Origin of the sequence: Kangsaoukella pontilimi, from assembly GCF_009830125.1 — a bacterium.
Lineage (GTDB): Bacteria > Pseudomonadota > Alphaproteobacteria > Rhodobacterales > Rhodobacteraceae > Kangsaoukella > Kangsaoukella pontilimi.
Genome location: NZ_WUPT01000002.1, coordinates 1,149,029 through 1,163,870 on the forward strand (window position 1 = coordinate 1,149,029; position 14,842 = coordinate 1,163,870).

The following is a 14,842-nucleotide window of genomic DNA, read 5'->3' on the forward strand; positions in this document are numbered from 1 at the left end:
ACCCATGGCCCTGTCTTGGAAAACCCGCCGCCGCCTGTCGCTTCTGATCCTGCTGGTGGGGCTGCCGCTTTACGTCATCGTCGCGGTGAACGTGGTGGCGCTGTTCGACCGGCCGCCGATCTGGCTGGAATTCGTGATCTATGTGGTGCTGGGCGTCGCCTGGGCCTTGCCGCTGAAGGCGGTGTTCAAGGGTGTCGGCAAGGCCGATCCCGATGCGGAGCCGCGCGAGGATTAACCGCGCGGCTTGTCGTCGAACTCGTCGGTCAGAATGCGGTGGGCGTCGCCCTTGGGGTCCTCGAACTGCCGTGACTTGAGCGCCCAGACAAAGGCGCCAAGGCCGAGGCCGCCAAGGAAGAGCGACACGGGGATCAGGAGAACGAGGACTTCCATCAGCGAAGCCTTAGCGCGTTCAGCGTGACAAGGATAGACGAGGTCGACATGGCGAGCGCGGCCGCGAGCGGCGTGGCGAGACCGGCGAGCGCCAGCGGGATCGAGATGGCGTTGTAGGTCGCGGCGATCCCGAAGTTTTCCAGAATGCGGCGGCGGGCGTTTTTGGCCGTGGCGATGGCGTCGGTGATCGGGGTCAGCGCGCGTCCGAGCAGTACCATGTCGCTGACGGTGCGTGCAGCGTCGAGGGCTGACGCGGGCGAGATCGAGACATGGGCGGAGGCGAGCGCGGCGGTGTCGTTCAGCCCGTCGCCCACCATCAGGACGCGGTGACCGTTTGCGGTGAGGCCTTCGATGAAGGTGGCCTTCTCGTCCGGGCGGATAGCGGCCTGCCAGTGTTCGATCCCGGTGGCGGCGGCGAGGCTTGCGACCGCGTCTTCGGTATCGCCCGACAGCAGGTGAATGGCGTAGCCCCGGTCGCGGAGCGCGGCCACGGTCTCGGACGCGCCCTCGCGGAGCGTATCGACAAAGTGGAACGCGACGGGGGCGGCGTCGCCCATGGCAAGCCACGTGGCCGTGCCGCCGCCCATGGGCGCGCCCAGCCAGTCGGCGCGGCCAAGGCGAACGGTCCGGCCCTGCCAGGTGCCTTCGATGCCGTGGCCCGGCACTTCGCGAATGTCGCTCACAGCCGCCGGAGCGGCCCAGAGGCCCGCGTGAAGCGCCATCGCCAGCGGGTGGGACGAGGCGGCGGCGAGCGCGCGGGCGACGGCGGCGGCCTCGTCATCGGCGTCATGGCCGCTGAGGACCGGGTGCCCCTCGGTCAGGGTGCCGGTCTTGTCGAAAACGATCGTGTCCACCTCGGCCAGACGTTCGAGCGCGGTGGCGTGTTTGATCAGAAGCCCCTGCCGGAACAGGCGGCCCGACGCGGCGGTCGAGACGGCGGGGACGGCAAGGCCAAGGGCGCAGGGGCAGGTGATGATGAGCGTCGCGACCGCGATATTGAGCGCAAGGCGGACGTCGCCCGTGGCCCACATCCAGCCCGCGAAGGCGGCGAAGGCCAGCAGGTGCACGGCGGGCGCATAGATGCGCGCGGCCCGGTCGGCGAGCGACGCGTAGCGGCTTTTGGCGGTCTCGGCCATGGCCACCAGATCGGCCAGCCGGGCAAGCGTCGTGTCCTTGCCCGCGTACGTGACCTTCAGCGTCAGCGGACCGGTCAGGTTGATCTCGCCCGCGTGCAATTCGGCACCGGGGCCGGCGCGGTCGGGCAGGCTCTCGCCGGTCAGAAGCGCGCGGTCGACCTCGCTTGTGCCTTCGGTCACGGTGCCGTCGACCGGCACCCGCGCGCCCGGACGGACGAGGAGCAGGTCGCCGGGGAGGAGAGCGGCGACCGGCACCGTCTCGCCCGTGATCCGGGTCGCGCGGGGCACTTCGAGAGCCGACAGTTCGGCGGCGGCAGAGCGGGCGGCGGTACGGGTGCGCTGATCGAGATAGCGCCCGCCGAGCAGGAAAAAGGTGAGCGAAAGAGCGGCGTCGAAATAGGCGTGGCTGCCGCCCTCGGCCGTCTCGAAGATCGACATTCCGGCGGCCAGGAGAATCGCCAGCGAGATCGGCACGTCCATGTTGAGCCGCGCCGCGCCAAGCGCGCGAAGGGCGTTCCGAAAGAAGGGTTGGGCGGAAAAGGCGATGGTCGGGATGGCGATTGCGGCGCTGATCCAGTGGAAGAGATCACGGGTGGCGTCGCTGGCACCCGACCAGACCGCGACGCTGAGGAGCATCACGTTCATCATGGCAAAGCCCGCCACGCCGAGCCGCATCAGAAGGTCGCGCGAGGCGGCGTCGCCCGTGGTCGCGGCCAGCGCGCCGGGGTCGAGTTCATGCGCCTCATAGCCGGCCGCCGTCAGCGCCTCGACCAGCGCCTCGGGCGTCACGCTGTCATCGGCGCGGATGCGGGCGCGTTTCTGGGTCAGGTTCACGCGGGCGTCCGCCACGCCCGGCACGGCCAGAAGCGCGCGTTCCACGCCCGAGATGCAGGCGGCGCAATGGATCGTGGGCAGGCTGAGATCGAGCCGCGCCTCGCCCGCGCCGCCACGCCCTGCCAGCGCTTCGGCCGCGGGCGCGGTGGCGCAGGCCGGGCAGGCCTGAAGCGAGGGGTGTTCGGCCAGTGTCATCTGGGCACGTAGAGCGCGAGGCGCTTCTCATAGGGGGTGCCGTCGGGGGCCGTCGCCTTGAGCCGCACGGTCCAGTGGCCCGAGGCCAGATCGACCGGGGCGCTGTATTGGCCGCCCGAATAGGTCATCTCGGGCGTCTGGTCCTGACCCGACGTGGTCTTGCGCCCGATCAGTAGCGAAAGGTCGTTGGCCCGGACGGGGCGGCCATCGGCGTCGGTGATGGCGAGCGACAACGTGCCGTTCTCGTGACCGAGCGCCACGTCCCAGCCAAGCGCCTCCTGCGCCGCGCGGCGGGCATCGAAGCTCTGGCTCGCCACGTAGGAGTTCTTCACCTCCAGTCCGGGGAAGGTCGAGACCGCCTTGAAGGCCATGGTCATGTTCACGGCGATGATGACGGCGAAGGCCGAGGCGGTAACGAAAAAGACCTGACGGCCGGTGATCTGGCGTTCGCTCATTGCGGTTCCCTTCCGTTGAAGAGGCTGTCGTTATGGACCCGCTCGCCCGAGACGAGGTCTTCGACCCAGAAACGGATCTCGGTGCGCTCGGATGTGGCCGGGTCGGAGCCCGGCGGGGCGATGACGTAGACCCGCTGCAGAAGCTGCTCGTTCGCGGCCACGTCGGCGGTCTCGTAGACGGTGCCCTCCAGTTCGATGCGAAGCGCCGGGTCGCCCTTGACCGAGATGCGGAAGGGGCGCGTCTCGCCATGCTTGTTCCTGAGCCGCACGTCATAGGCGTTCCGGATCGAACCGTCGGAGAGCGTCACGAATTGCGGGTTCCGTATGGGGGCGACGGTCACGTCGATTTCCGCGCGGATGAAGAGCGCGAAGACGAGGCCGAGCCCCACCAGCGACCAGAGCACGGTGTAGACGATGGTTCTGAGCCGGAAGATGTGGTTCCAGATCGGGCGGGGCGGCTTTCCCTCGCGCTCGCGCACTTCGTCGGTCAGCGCCAGATAGTCGATCAGGCCGCGCGGCTTGCCGATCTTGGCCATGACGTCGTCGCAGGCGTCGATGCAGAGCGCGCAGGTGATGCATTCAAGTTGCTGGCCGTTCCGGATGTCGATGCCCATGGGGCAGACGTTGACGCAGGCCATGCAGTCGATGCAGTCGCCGGGTGCGGGCTCGGTCTCAGCGGAGAGGACCGGGGTGCCGCCCACCTGCAGGTCGCGGCCCGGGAAGGGCGTCGGCGCGTACTTTGCCACGTTGGCACCGATGGCGCGTTCGGCGGCGATCTTGGCCTCGGCGGCCTCGCGTTGCTTCTGGAGACGGAGGTTGTGCTTGCCCCGCGGCTCACCCCGCCACTCGCGGTAGGCGACCGTGATCGTATCCTCGTCCATCATCGCCGCCTGAATGCGCGGCCAGGGGCAGGCGTAGATGCAGATTTGCTCGCGGGCGAACCCGCCGAAGAAAAAGGTGGTCAGCGTCAGGACAGCAATGGTCGTATAGGCGATCGGATGGCCCTGCAGCGTGACGAGATCGCGGAGAAGGGTCGGCGCGTCGGCGAAATAGAAGACCCAGGCGCCGCCGGTGGCGACGGCGATTACCAGCCACGCGGCCCATTTGGTGAGCCTCAGCCGCCATTTGCGCGCGTTCCAGGGCGCATTGTGCAGTTTTACGCGGGCGTTCCGGTCGCCCTCGATCCAGCGCTCGACGAGGATGAAGAGGTCGGTCCAGACCGTTTGCGGACAGGCATAGCCGCACCAGACGCGGCCAAGGGCGGAGGTGAAGAGGAAGAGGCCCAGCCCCGCCATGATGAGAAGGCCCGCGACGAAGTAGAATTCGTGGGGCCAGATCTCGATCCAGAAGAAATAGAAGCGGCGGTTCGCCATATCGACCAGCACCGCCTGATCGGGGAGGGCAGGGCCCCGGTCCCAGCGGATCCACGGCGTCAGGTAGTAGATGCCGAGCGTGATGCCCATGATCCACCACTTGAGCGTGCGGAACTTGCCCGAGACGCGGCGCGGGAAAACGGGCTCGCGCGCAGCGTATAGGCTTGGGGCTTCCTCTTGGGACATGGGTGATTCCTGCTCTGTTCGCAGGGTCTGGATGCCATGGGGGTGGGGCAACCTCCTTGACCCATGTCAAACGGCGCGCATGGCTTCGGCCGGTCCCGCCATGGAGGCGGTCCGGTCGGGCGGCGGTGGTGCGCCTGCGGCTATGAGCTGTTCAGATCAGGGTGGCGGCGCCGCCGGTGCGGTCCGGATGCTGTCCTGACCCCCTGTCGGGGCGTAATGGCCGGTGCGGACAAGGGGCCTTCTTTACGACCCCATGGACCGGAGATGTCAAACGGCGCGCCGGTCGTCACCCGACCCACCGCAGGGAAGCTTCGGGCAGGGATATGCCACGGCTGGGGTTAATTCCGGGTGGGTCATCCGTACGGTGGTCTGATCCAAAGGCGCGCGGCACGCCGCGCACACGATACATTTTTGTAGGGGCTCTGCCCCCGCGGCCTTGCGGCCGCTCCCCCGGGATATTTCGGAACAGGCGAAGGAGGCTAGTGCAGGCTTTTCCGGACACGGCGGACCATGAACCAGACGCCCAGGATCACCAGTGGCGTCAGGAGCGCTGTGGCCATGCCCTTTGAGAGGCCCGTCGGTTCGACCAGGGGGTACACCATGTAGGTTACGAGGTTCACCGCGTAGTAGCTGATCGCCACGACCGACAGACCTTCGACCGTGCGTTGCAGGCGGAGCTGCAGGTCGGCGCGTTTGTCCATGCTTTCGAGAAGCGTCTGGTTCTGCGCCGAGCGTTCGACGTCGACGCGGGTTCGAAGGAGGTCGCCCGCGCGGAGCGCCCTGTCGGACATGGTCTTGAGCCGCGCCTCGGTCGATTTCACCGTGCGCATCGCCGGGTCGAAGCGGCGGGTCATGAATTCGGCGAAGGTCTGGCGGCCGTCGTAACGCTGTTCCCTCAGGATCGCGATGCGCTGGTTGACGAGCGCCTCGTAGGCGCCGGTGGCGCCGAAGCGGAAGGCGGTCTGGGCGAGGATGTTCTCAAGCTCGGACGAGACGCCGAGAAGCGCCTTGAGCGTCGCCTCGGGGCGGGCGGTGTCGCCGGTCATGTCGCCCATGAGGTGGCTGAGCTGCTGGTCGATCGCGCCCATGCGGGGACCGAGTTCGCGGGAGCGCGTCCAGCCGAGCATGGACAGGGTCTTGTAGGTCTCGATCTCGCAGAGGCGCTGCACGATCCGGCCGATCCGGCGCGAGCCGGTATCGGGGCGGGCGAAGACGGCGAAGCGGATATGACCGGCCGCATCGAGACGGAAATCGCCCGCGACGACGGCGCTGTCGTCGAGCACGCGGCTGACGGCGAGGCTTTCGGGGACGAACCAGTCATCGACCTTGGCGGGGATGTCGTCGGCGGTCTCGCTCAGTTCGACGCGGATCAGCGCCGAGGTGATGCGCACGCCGGGCGCGTCCCGCAGCCAGTCCTCGGGGAACATGCTGAAGGTGTGGGCGTCGAAGGGCCGGTCGGCCACGCCGTCGCCGAAGATCGTGTAAGTCACGAATTCGGTGTGGCTTTCCCACTTGATGAAGTGCTTGCCGATGGGGCCGAAGTAATGCGTCGCGCCCGGTTCGGGATGCGGCGCGGCGTAGTGGTCGAGAAGCGCGGCAAGGTGCTTGCGATCGAGTTCGCGGTCGCGTGCGGCGGCATCGGTGGCGGGCTTGATGGCGAGATAGGCGGCGCGGCACGGTCCCTTGAGCACCGGGAAGGGACGGGCATGAAGCTCGTTCACCAACTGGTAGCGTAGGGGATGATCCGCGATCGGGGACATGGGGCACCTGCCTGTCTGATGCGCTGAACCTAGCCGCTTGCGCCGCCAAGTAAAGTAAAAACAGATATATTTCCGACGCTTAGCGGTGGACGACTGTATACGATCAGGGGCGTGGTCATCGTTCTCCGGTCTGTTCGAAGCGATAGATGCTGCGCTGGCGGAAGGTCTGGCCCGGCTCGAGTCCGATCTGGGGGAAATGCGGGTTGGAGGGCGCGTCCGGCCAGAACTGCGGCTCGATGGGGATGCCCATGGGTTTGCCGGTGAAGACCTGCAGCCCCGGCGCGTCAGTGAGGATGTTGAGCCTGTAGCCATCGCCGTCGATGCGGGCGGCGAAGCGCGGCGCCTCTGCGGGTGCATCGCCAAGGCAGAAGTTGTGGTCCAGCGTCCCGTCGGGCACGCGTGGGCTGCGGTAGTCGAAGGGTGTCCCGGTGACGTCCAGGACTTCGCCCGTGGGAAGCGTCAGGTCATCGACAGGCAGCACGCGGTCGGCAGCGACGGTCAGGCGGTGGCCCGCCCAGCCGGGGCCGGGTCCGAGCGACCAGTAGGGGTGATGCGCAGGGTTCATCAGCGTCGGCGCATCGGTGATGGCGGTGATCGTCAGAGCGATTTCGGCATCCGTGAGCGCATAGTCCACGGTCATCACGCGGTTGCCCGGGAACCCGCCGAGACCGTCGGGCAGCGCAATTTCGAGCGTCGCGCCGCCCGCGTCGTGCCGGGTGACGGTCCAGAGCGCCCGGTGCACGCCGGTGCCGCCCGAATGGAGCGACGTCCGGTCGTGCTCGTTCACTTCGAAACGGTATTCGCGTCCCGCGATCCGGGCAGTTGCGTCCGAAATGCGATTGGCGACGGGGCCGACGATGGGGCTGACATAGGCCTTGGGCAGAAGACGCTCGGGCAGAGGGATCTCGGCCATGAGGCCCGGACCGCCGGGGAAACGGACCTGCTCCAGCGTGGCGCCGAGGGTCAGAACCTGTGCGTCAAGGGTGCCGGAGGACAGGGTCAGACGCTCGATCGGGCGTCCGTCGGGTATTTCGCCAATGGTGTCTCGAGTCATGGGGGCACGCCTTTGATGGGACAGTCTCCCCCGTTCAACCACGCGCGCCGGTTTCCATCAACTGTCGAGCAGAATGCGGGCGCTGGCCTCGTCGGTGACGAGATGGGTGACGAAGCCGCCCCGGATCAGCGCGCGCGTCGCGTCGAGTTTTTCCTCACCCGAAACAACGAGCATCCTGAGGGGTACGTTACGCAGCACCTCTGGCGCGACGCCGATGGTGCGGTCGGTCAGGGGGCCGGTCATGGGCTGGCCGTCATGGTCGATGAAATGGCAGGAGAGGACGCCAGCCGCGCCCCGCTCGCGGTACCACGCGACATCCTCTGTGGTGCCGATCCCGGCGGCGACGAGCGTTGTCCGGTCGCTGACATCGCCCACCGAGAAAAGCGCCTTGGTCAGACCCGAGAAGGCGGCGAGCTGTCCCGCGATCACCGGCTCTTTCCGGAGCCGCGCAGCGAGATCGCCCGACGACAGGATTGCGGGCGCGTGGAGCGTCCGGCAGCCCGCTCCAAGGCGGCGGGCGATCTCGATGGTGCAGGTCTCGGCGGCGAAAAGCTGATCGGCATACATTGAGCCGATGAGCTGATGGACCATCAGCCCCGGAAGCTGCGCCGTTGGAAAGGTCTTCGCCATGCGAAGGACCGTCTCGCCCCAGGCCACGCCAAGACGATCGCCGTCATCCAGAAGGTCGCGCATGGCCTGCGCGCCAAGCGCGGCGGTCCGGTCCAGCATGGCCGAGGGGGGAAGGGGGTCGGCATCGCCATGGGCCACGTAGACATCCACGAGGCCAAAGCGCTCGGCCACGTGGCGGGCCAAAGGCGAGGCGGCGAAGCTTTCGCCCCGGATGCGGATATCGACCACGTTCTGTTCGCGGGCGAGTCGGAGCCAGTTCACAATAGTCGCGCGGCTGACGCCTGTCCGCCGCGCGATCTCGCCCTGTGTCAGCCCTTCGCGGTAATAAAGCATCGCCACATGGGCCAGCGTCGCCTCGGAGGCGCTGCCGTCCTTCAGTATGGACCGCCCGTCCGGCATCAGCGGAGCGCCGCCTCGATATTGCCGCCATCGACGGTCATCACATGGGCCGTGGTGCGCTCGGATTTGGCAAGGGCGACGAAGGCATCCGCCACGTGATGCGCTTCGACCTCGCGGCCGAGAAGGTTGCCGGCCATATAGCCCGCCGGATCGGTGCCGCGCGCAGCGGCGCGGCTGGCGATGAAGTCCTCGGTCAGAAGGCCTGAGCGGATGCGGTCGGCATTGACGCCGTTGACGCGGATGCCTTCGGGCCCGTGTTCCAGCGCCAGCTGCCGGAGCAGGAAGAAGGTCGTGGCCTTGGGAAGCCCGTAGGCGCCGAAATTCCTGCCCGGATTGACCGCCTGTTTCGAGACGTTGAACAGGATTTGCCCGCCCTGGCCCTGCTCGCGGAAGACGCCGATGGCAGCCTTGGCAAAGCGCTGGTGGGCGAAGAAGTTCAGCTCGAAGGCGGCGCGGAGCGTGTCCTCATCCAGATCGGCGAGCGCCCCCTGGATCGCCGCACCCGCGTTGGACACCAGAATATCCAGCCCGCCGAACTGGCGGATCGCCCCGGCCATCGCGGCGTCCGCGGCGGCAGGGTCGGTCACGTCGAGCGCCAGCGTCACACCCGTGCCGAGGTCCTGTCGCGCGGCCGCGAGTGCCTCTGCGTCCCGGTCGACGAGGACGATCTCGGCCCCCTCTGCGGCGAAGGCTGCCGCGATGGCGCGCCCGATGGCGCCCGCGCCGCCGGTGACCATCACGATCCGGCCCTGGAACGCGGGTGGCTTCGATTTGCCGAGCTTCGCCTGCTCCAGCGACCAGTATTCCATGTCGAAGAGGTCATCCTCGCCGATGGGGCAGAAACCGCCCTTGTCCTCACCGGCGGCGGCAACCCGCATGTTCTGCTCGCCCAGATCGCCGGCGATGGCAGCGGCCTTGGCGTTGGCGCCCATCCCCGCCAGTCCCAGCCCCTCGATCCAGGCGAGGTTGGGCAGGGGCGAGAGCATCGTCTTGATTCCGCCGACGCGGGTGTTCTGACGCTCGAAGACTTGTGTATAGTTTCGGGCGAAGGCATCGACCTTGTCCGCAATCGCTGCGCTGTCGTCGGAGACGTCCACGATGACCGGCGCCCCCTTGATCCGGATCACGTGGTCGGGCGAGGCGGTGCCGCGCCCGGCAAGGCCCGCGTGATCGGGCCGGGCAAGGAAGGCATCGGTCAACGCGTTGGCGCGGAGGTTCAGAACCGGCATCCGCCCGCTTCCCGGCGCGGCCAGCGCACCTCTGAGACGGGGCAGGACGCGGATGACGTCAGGCGAGAGGTCTCGCGCGGCGCCGGGCGCGAAGGTCGGGCCGGTCAGGCCGAGCGCCTCCGCCGCCTCGTTGGTGTGCCGGACCACGCGGTCATAGCTCTCCCGCGCGGTCGGCCCCCATGTAAAATGGCCGTGCTTCAGAAGAAGCAGCCCCTCGACATGCGGATTGGCCTCGAACACTTCCGCGGCCGCCTTGGCAAGTGCGAAACCCGGCATGATATAGGGCACGATCCCCAGTCGGTCGCCGAAGATCTCGCGGGCGACCGCCTCTGCGTCGGGCAGATTGGCGAGGACGAGGAAGGGCGTCGCATGGGTGTGGTCGACCACGTCCTGCGGGAGAAAGGCGTGGAGCAGGGTTTCGACCGACGGGTTCGGCGCGGTGCTGTCGAGAAGCGTCTGACGCTGAGCGTTCACCATGTCCTCGTCGCTGAGCCGATCGAGCGCACGCAGCCTCAGAAGCGGTTCCAGACGAACGCCGGGCAGGCCCGGTGCGAGGAGCGTGTCGAGATCCCAGCCGGACCCCTTGACGTGAAGCACCCGCTCGTCCTCGCCCAGCAGCGAGCGCCGCGTGACCTTGATCGAGGTGTTGCCGCCGCCATGCATGACGAGGTCCGGGTCCGAGCCGATCAGCCGGGAGGAATAGACACGGAGCGCCAGTGCGCGGTCCGCCGGATCGTCGCCCGCCTCCGCCTGCCAGCGCGCCGCGTCGGTCTCATCCCATCGGTTCTCGATCATGCGGCCACACTGCCCTTTCTTCTGTTCGGAAATACTCCGGGGAGGTCTGGAGGGGCAGCGCCCCTCCAGCCGGTCGACGCCGAAGGCGGCGAAACCGGACAATGCGCCCGACAGGTGTTGCGCCGTGCTGTCGCACGTCGCGCTGGGCCGATTTCTTTAAAAGAAATCGGCGCACCGAGGGGCGCTGCCCCTCGGGCTCCCCGGGATATTTGAGGGCCGATAATGGGGCTGTGGCTCATTTCAGGCGGCCTTGTCGGGGAACATGGCGGCAAGGCCTTCTGCCGAGGCTTCCGTGACACCGAGTTCGGTGATGAGCCCGGTAACGAGGCGGGCGGGCGTCACGTCGAATGCGGGATTGCCGCCGGGCGAGCCTTCGGGCGTCACGCGGACCTCGGAAATTGAGCCGTCCGCAGCGGTGCCCTGGATATGGGTCACTTCGCGTTCCGGGCGGTCTTCGATCGGAATCTCCTTGACGCCATCGCGGACGGTCCAGTCGATGGTGGGCGAGGGCAGTGCAACGTAGAAGGGAACGCCGTTGTCATGGGCGGCCAGCGCCTTCAGGTAGGTGCCGATCTTGTTGCAGACGTCGCCCGTGGCCGTCGTGCGGTCCGTGCCCACGATCACCATATCCACCAGCCCGTGCTGCATCAGGTGCCCGCCCGCATTGTCGGTGACATAGGCGTGGCTGATCCCGTGGCTGCCGAGTTCCCAGGCGGTCAGCGCGCCCTGGTTCCGGGGGCGCGTCTCGTCCACCCAGACATGGATCGGGATGCCCGCTTCGGCGGCGTGGTACATCGGGCTGGTGGCCGTGCCCCAGTCCACTGTCGCCAGCCACCCGGCATTGCAATGGGTCAGAAGCCTGACCGGTTCGCCCGCCGGTTTACGCGCCGCGATCTCCTTGATGATGTCCAGCCCGTTCACCCCGATCCGCCGGTTGATCTCGACATCCTCGTCGGCGATTTCGTGGGCGAGGCGGAGGGCCGCCTCGGCGCGGTCGGAGGGCGCGAGGGGTTTGAGGTAGGCGCGGCAGCGGTCCAGCGCCCATTTCAGGTTGATCGCCGTCGGCCGTGTCGCGTTGAGCACTTGCCAGGTCTCGTCGAGATTGGCGTCCGAGGGGTCGCGGGCCATGTCCTCGGCCACGCCGTAAGCCGCCGTCGCGCCGATCAGCGGCGCGCCCCTTACCCACATGTCGCGGATCGCCGTGGCGAAGTCATCGCGGGTCTTCAGCGTCGCGATCCGGAAGTCATGGGGCAGCCAGCGCTGGTCGATGATGCGGACCTCGCCCGCTTCGTACCAGATCGAGCGGTAGGGGGTGCCGTTCACTTTCATGGCGCATCCTTTCGGTTGAAGCTGCGGGCGATGTCGAGCAGCTCGCTCGTGTCCGCGATGGTTGTCCGGTTCATCAGAAGATAGGCGCCGAGGCGGAGGTTCCGCGCCTCGAGCTTTCCGCGCGTCTCTGCATCCTCGATCGATTCAAAATCGGCGTTATGGGCGAGGCTCAGCGTGCGGCGGTGCTGTTCGATCCCGCAGAAGCCGAGCGCGTCGGCCCAGATGTCGCGCAGCTTGTCCGAGAGCGCGCCGCTGGCCGAGTGGTTTTGGTCCTCGAAGAGCGTGGCGGGATAGAGGATGCCCGTTCGCTCGGCTTCCCAGAGCGTCGAGAATTCCGACGCGAAGCTGGTCCATGTCTCGTCGACGACCGAAAGAATCCATTCCTGATAGGCGTCGAGCTCGTCGCCCCGGTGGGCGGGCTGGCTGAGATAGGCCATCAGGAAATTCGCGATCAGCATCCCGATATCGAAACCCATCGGGCCGTAGAAGCCGAATTCCGGGTCGATCACGCGGGTCTCGGCGTCGGTGCACATGACCGAGCCTGTATGCAGGTCGCCGTGGCAGAGCGTTTCCGCGTTGTTGGCGAATTTCGCCAGCATGTGCTGCGCCTCGGTCTTGAGCGCGACCTCGCCCCTGAGCTCGGTGACAAGCGCGTCCAGGTGCGGGTTGTGATTGTTCATCTCGGCCTGGAAATACGGATCCGTGAAGACGAGACTTTCGGTGATGTCGCAGAGTTCGACATTGCCGAGGAAAAGCGCGGTGTCGGCCTTTTTCTCCGGCGTCTTCATCGAAAGGTCCGAACCGCGAAACGCCGTCCTTGCGCAGAAGCGGCCCAGTGCCTCGCCCAGTCCCTCGGTCTTTTGTCCCGCGATCAGGCGGCCCCGGAGAATCGCGTGGGGGCTGAGATACTCCATGACGATCAGCGCCTGATCCTCGTCGAAATGGAAGACCTCCGGCACCCGGCCCGGATCGCGCGCGGCCTGTCGCGTCAGAGCATGGTACTCGAAAAAGGCACGGGTCAGCGGCAGCGGCCAGCTATCGCCCACCAGCCGGACGTAAGGCAGCGCCTGTTTGACGATGACGGTTCCAGAGGGGCCTTCGACGATGAAGACAAGGTTCAGGTTGCCATCGCCCACCTCCTTGACCGACCATGTGGCGGGATCGGGACCGACGCGCGAGGCCACGGCCTCGATTCCGCTCAGGCGTTCCGGCAGCGTGCCCGTGTCGAGCGCAAGATAATCCGACATGTCTCCTCCCGTCTTTTCTCCGACTGTCCGCGAGGCGCTAGTCATTTGTCAAGATCGTTGACATTTGCAAAGCGCCCGCTAACGTCGGGGCTCAGGGAGGATGGCATGGCAGCCGAGGCGTGTCAGTTGAAAGGGATCGTGAAGGCTTTCGGGCCGAACCGCGTGCTACGCGGCATCGATCTCGTGCTGAAGCCCGGCGAAATCACCGTGCTGATGGGGGCCAACGGGGCCGGCAAGTCGACACTGGTGAAGATCCTCTGCGGCGTGCACCGCGCCGATGGCGGGGAGATGCGTCTCTTCGGAGAGCCTTACGCGCCGACGTCGCCGTCCGAAGCCATCGCGAAGGGCGTGGTGACGGTTCACCAGTCCATCGATGACGGGGTGATTCCCGATCTCGACGTGGCCTCAAACCTTCTTCTCGACCGCCTGACGAACCGGTCTTCGGGCTTTTTCGTGGCTGCCCGCGCCATGCGCGAGGAGGCGGCGAAGATCGCGGCGGCGATGGGGCTCGACCTGGACCCTTCGGCCATCGTGGGCGATCTCGGTGTGGCCGAGCGCCAGCTCATCGCCATCGCCCGTGCAATGGCGCGCGAGCCCAAGGTGCTGATCCTCGACGAGCCGACCTCGTCCTTGTCGGCGGCCGAGGCCGACCGGCTGTTCCGGCTTCTGGACAGGCTGAAAGAGACCGGGGTCGCCATCCTCTACATCTCGCACCGCATGTCGGATATCCGCCGTGTGGCGGACCGGATCGTGTCCATGCGGGATGGACAGATCGCGGGCATGTTCGAAGGCGAGGCGCTGGATTACGAAGGCGCGGTGACGGCGATGCTGGGCCATGGGCTGACGGCTGTGGATGTGGCGGTGAAGACGGGGACGGAGCCGGTCCTGAGCCTCGACGGGCTCAGGCTGTTCGGCGGGTCGAAGCCGGTCGACCTGCAAATCCGGCAGGGCGAGGTGGTCGCGGTCACGGGGCTTTTGGGCTCGGGCAAGACGCGGCTCGCCTCGGTCCTCTTCGGGCTGGAACAGCCCGTTGCCGGGACGATGCGCCTGCGGTTCGCGCACTATGCGCCGCAGACGGCGCGCGACGCGATCCGGGCGGGTGTGTTCCTCTGCCCCAAGGACCGGGCGTCGAATGGCGTGATCCGGGATTTCGACATCACCGACAACCTGACGCTGCCGTTCCTGTCGCGCCATGCAGCGTTGTCCTTTTTGAATCCGCGCCGTCAGCGGCGCCGGACGGAAGAGATGATCGCCACGCTCGGCATCGTCTGTCAGGGGCCGGGCGACGGGATCGGGACGCTGTCGGGCGGCAACCAGCAGAAGGTGATGGTGGGGCGCTGGATGGCCGAGGCCTCGAATCTTCTGGTGCTCGATGAGCCCTTCCAGGGCGTCGACATCAAGGCGCGCCGGGATATCGGCCGCCGCATCCGCGAAACGGCCGAGACGCGCGCGACGCTGGTCTTCGTGGCCGAGATCGACGAGGCGCTGGAAATCGCGGATCGGATCGTGGTTCTGAACGAAGGCGAGATCGTGGGCGAGCATCCCAACCGCGATGTGGACGTGGCCCGCATCATGGCCGAAGTCTCGGGCCAGACCGCCCCGGAGACGGTGACATGAGCCTGAAGCACACCGCATCCCCCATTATCGGCCCTGAAATATCCCGGGGACCCCGAGGGGCAGCGCACCTCGGTGCGCCGATTTCTTTTGAAGAAATCGGCCTAGCGCGACGTGCGACAGCACGGCGCAACACCTGTCGGGCGCATTGTCCGGTTTCGCCGCCTTCGGCGTCGACCGGCTGGAGGGGCGCCGCCCCTCCAGACCTCCCCGGAG

General features: G+C 67.2%; 12 protein-coding genes. 2 read left to right on the forward strand and 10 right to left on the reverse strand.

Annotated elements, in window-relative coordinates; translation table 11 throughout:
• Window positions 1–4: 4 nt before the first annotated feature.
• Window positions 5–235: a DUF2842 domain-containing protein gene (locus GQ651_RS15230; protein WP_160765053.1), complete on the forward strand. Its 231-nt coding sequence runs from the start codon at window positions 5–7 to the stop codon at window positions 233–235.
• Here the strand turns inward: GQ651_RS15230 and ccoS are convergent.
• From ccoS to mtnK, 10 genes are all read right to left on the reverse strand, one after another.
• A complete protein-coding gene (gene ccoS / locus GQ651_RS15235; RefSeq protein WP_160765054.1) occupies window positions 232–390 on the reverse strand; it encodes a cbb3-type cytochrome oxidase assembly protein CcoS in 159 nt (52 codons plus the stop codon). The genes GQ651_RS15230 and ccoS overlap by 4 nt on opposite strands.
• Window positions 390–2,555, reverse strand: a complete 2,166-nt coding sequence (locus GQ651_RS15240) for a heavy metal translocating P-type ATPase (protein ID WP_160765055.1) — start codon at window positions 2,553–2,555, stop codon at window positions 390–392. Before GQ651_RS15240 ends, ccoS begins: the two co-directional genes overlap by 1 nt.
• On the reverse strand, window positions 2,552–3,010 hold the full coding sequence (locus tag GQ651_RS15245) for a FixH family protein (protein WP_160765056.1): 459 nt from the start codon (window positions 3,008–3,010) through the stop codon (window positions 2,552–2,554). The genes GQ651_RS15240 and GQ651_RS15245 overlap by 4 nt, the downstream gene beginning before the upstream one ends.
• Window positions 3,007–4,569 carry a cytochrome c oxidase accessory protein CcoG gene (ccoG, locus tag GQ651_RS15250; protein WP_160765057.1) on the reverse strand — a complete coding sequence of 521 codons (1,563 nt, stop codon included), beginning with the start codon at window positions 4,567–4,569 and terminating at the stop codon, window positions 3,007–3,009. The genes GQ651_RS15245 and ccoG overlap by 4 nt, the downstream gene beginning before the upstream one ends.
• A gap of 479 nt (window positions 4,570–5,048) precedes the next feature.
• Window positions 5,049–6,329 carry a DUF3422 family protein gene (locus tag GQ651_RS15255; protein ID WP_160765058.1) on the reverse strand — a complete coding sequence of 427 codons (1,281 nt, stop codon included), beginning with the start codon at window positions 6,327–6,329 and terminating at the stop codon, window positions 5,049–5,051.
• Window positions 6,330–6,444: 115 nt separating this feature from the next.
• Window positions 6,445–7,383 carry an aldose epimerase family protein gene (locus GQ651_RS15260; protein WP_160765059.1) on the reverse strand — a complete coding sequence of 313 codons (939 nt, stop codon included), beginning with the start codon at window positions 7,381–7,383 and terminating at the stop codon, window positions 6,445–6,447.
• Between the two features lie 57 nt (window positions 7,384–7,440).
• Window positions 7,441–8,412: a sugar-binding transcriptional regulator gene (locus GQ651_RS15265; RefSeq protein ID WP_160765060.1), complete on the reverse strand. Its 972-nt coding sequence runs from the start codon at window positions 8,410–8,412 to the stop codon at window positions 7,441–7,443.
• Complete coding sequence (locus GQ651_RS15270; protein ID WP_227258206.1) at window positions 8,412–10,436, reverse strand: bifunctional aldolase/short-chain dehydrogenase; 2,025 nt, start codon at window positions 10,434–10,436, stop codon at window positions 8,412–8,414. Before GQ651_RS15270 ends, GQ651_RS15265 begins: the two co-directional genes overlap by 1 nt.
• Before the next feature lie 240 nt (window positions 10,437–10,676).
• A complete protein-coding gene (gene mtnA / locus GQ651_RS15275) occupies window positions 10,677–11,765 on the reverse strand; it encodes an S-methyl-5-thioribose-1-phosphate isomerase (RefSeq protein WP_160765061.1) in 1,089 nt (362 codons plus the stop codon).
• On the reverse strand, window positions 11,762–13,012 hold the full coding sequence (gene mtnK, locus GQ651_RS15280) for an S-methyl-5-thioribose kinase (protein ID WP_160765062.1): 1,251 nt from the start codon (window positions 13,010–13,012) through the stop codon (window positions 11,762–11,764). Before mtnK ends, mtnA begins: the two co-directional genes overlap by 4 nt.
• A gap of 105 nt (window positions 13,013–13,117) precedes the next feature.
• On the opposite strand from mtnK, the gene GQ651_RS15285 reads away from it, so the two are divergent.
• Complete coding sequence (locus GQ651_RS15285; RefSeq protein WP_160765063.1) at window positions 13,118–14,629, forward strand: sugar ABC transporter ATP-binding protein; 1,512 nt, start codon at window positions 13,118–13,120, stop codon at window positions 14,627–14,629.
• The last annotated feature ends 213 nt before the right edge of the window (window positions 14,630–14,842 follow it).

Bases quoted from the DNA above. Each gene is read 5' to 3' on its own strand.
- GQ651_RS15230 (WP_160765053.1), top strand. From the start codon at position 5: ATGGCCCTGTCTTGGAAAACCCGCCGCCGCCTGTCGCTTCTGATCCTG.
- ccoS (WP_160765054.1), bottom strand. From the start codon at position 390: ATGGAAGTCCTCGTTCTCCTGATCCCCGTGTCGCTCTTCCTTGGCGGC.
- GQ651_RS15240 (WP_160765055.1), bottom strand. From the start codon at position 2,555: ATGACACTGGCCGAACACCCCTCGCTTCAGGCCTGCCCGGCCTGCGCC.
- GQ651_RS15245 (WP_160765056.1), bottom strand. From the start codon at position 3,010: ATGAGCGAACGCCAGATCACCGGCCGTCAGGTCTTTTTCGTTACCGCC.
- ccoG (WP_160765057.1), bottom strand. From the start codon at position 4,569: ATGTCCCAAGAGGAAGCCCCAAGCCTATACGCTGCGCGCGAGCCCGTT.
- GQ651_RS15255 (WP_160765058.1), bottom strand. From the start codon at position 6,329: ATGTCCCCGATCGCGGATCATCCCCTACGCTACCAGTTGGTGAACGAG.
- GQ651_RS15260 (WP_160765059.1), bottom strand. From the start codon at position 7,383: ATGACTCGAGACACCATTGGCGAAATACCCGACGGACGCCCGATCGAG.
- GQ651_RS15265 (WP_160765060.1), bottom strand. From the start codon at position 8,412: ATGCCGGACGGGCGGTCCATACTGAAGGACGGCAGCGCCTCCGAGGCG.
- GQ651_RS15270 (WP_227258206.1), bottom strand. From the start codon at position 10,436: ATGATCGAGAACCGATGGGATGAGACCGACGCGGCGCGCTGGCAGGCG.
- mtnA (WP_160765061.1), bottom strand. From the start codon at position 11,765: ATGAAAGTGAACGGCACCCCCTACCGCTCGATCTGGTACGAAGCGGGC.
- mtnK (WP_160765062.1), bottom strand. From the start codon at position 13,012: ATGTCGGATTATCTTGCGCTCGACACGGGCACGCTGCCGGAACGCCTG.
- GQ651_RS15285 (WP_160765063.1), top strand. From the start codon at position 13,118: ATGGCAGCCGAGGCGTGTCAGTTGAAAGGGATCGTGAAGGCTTTCGGG.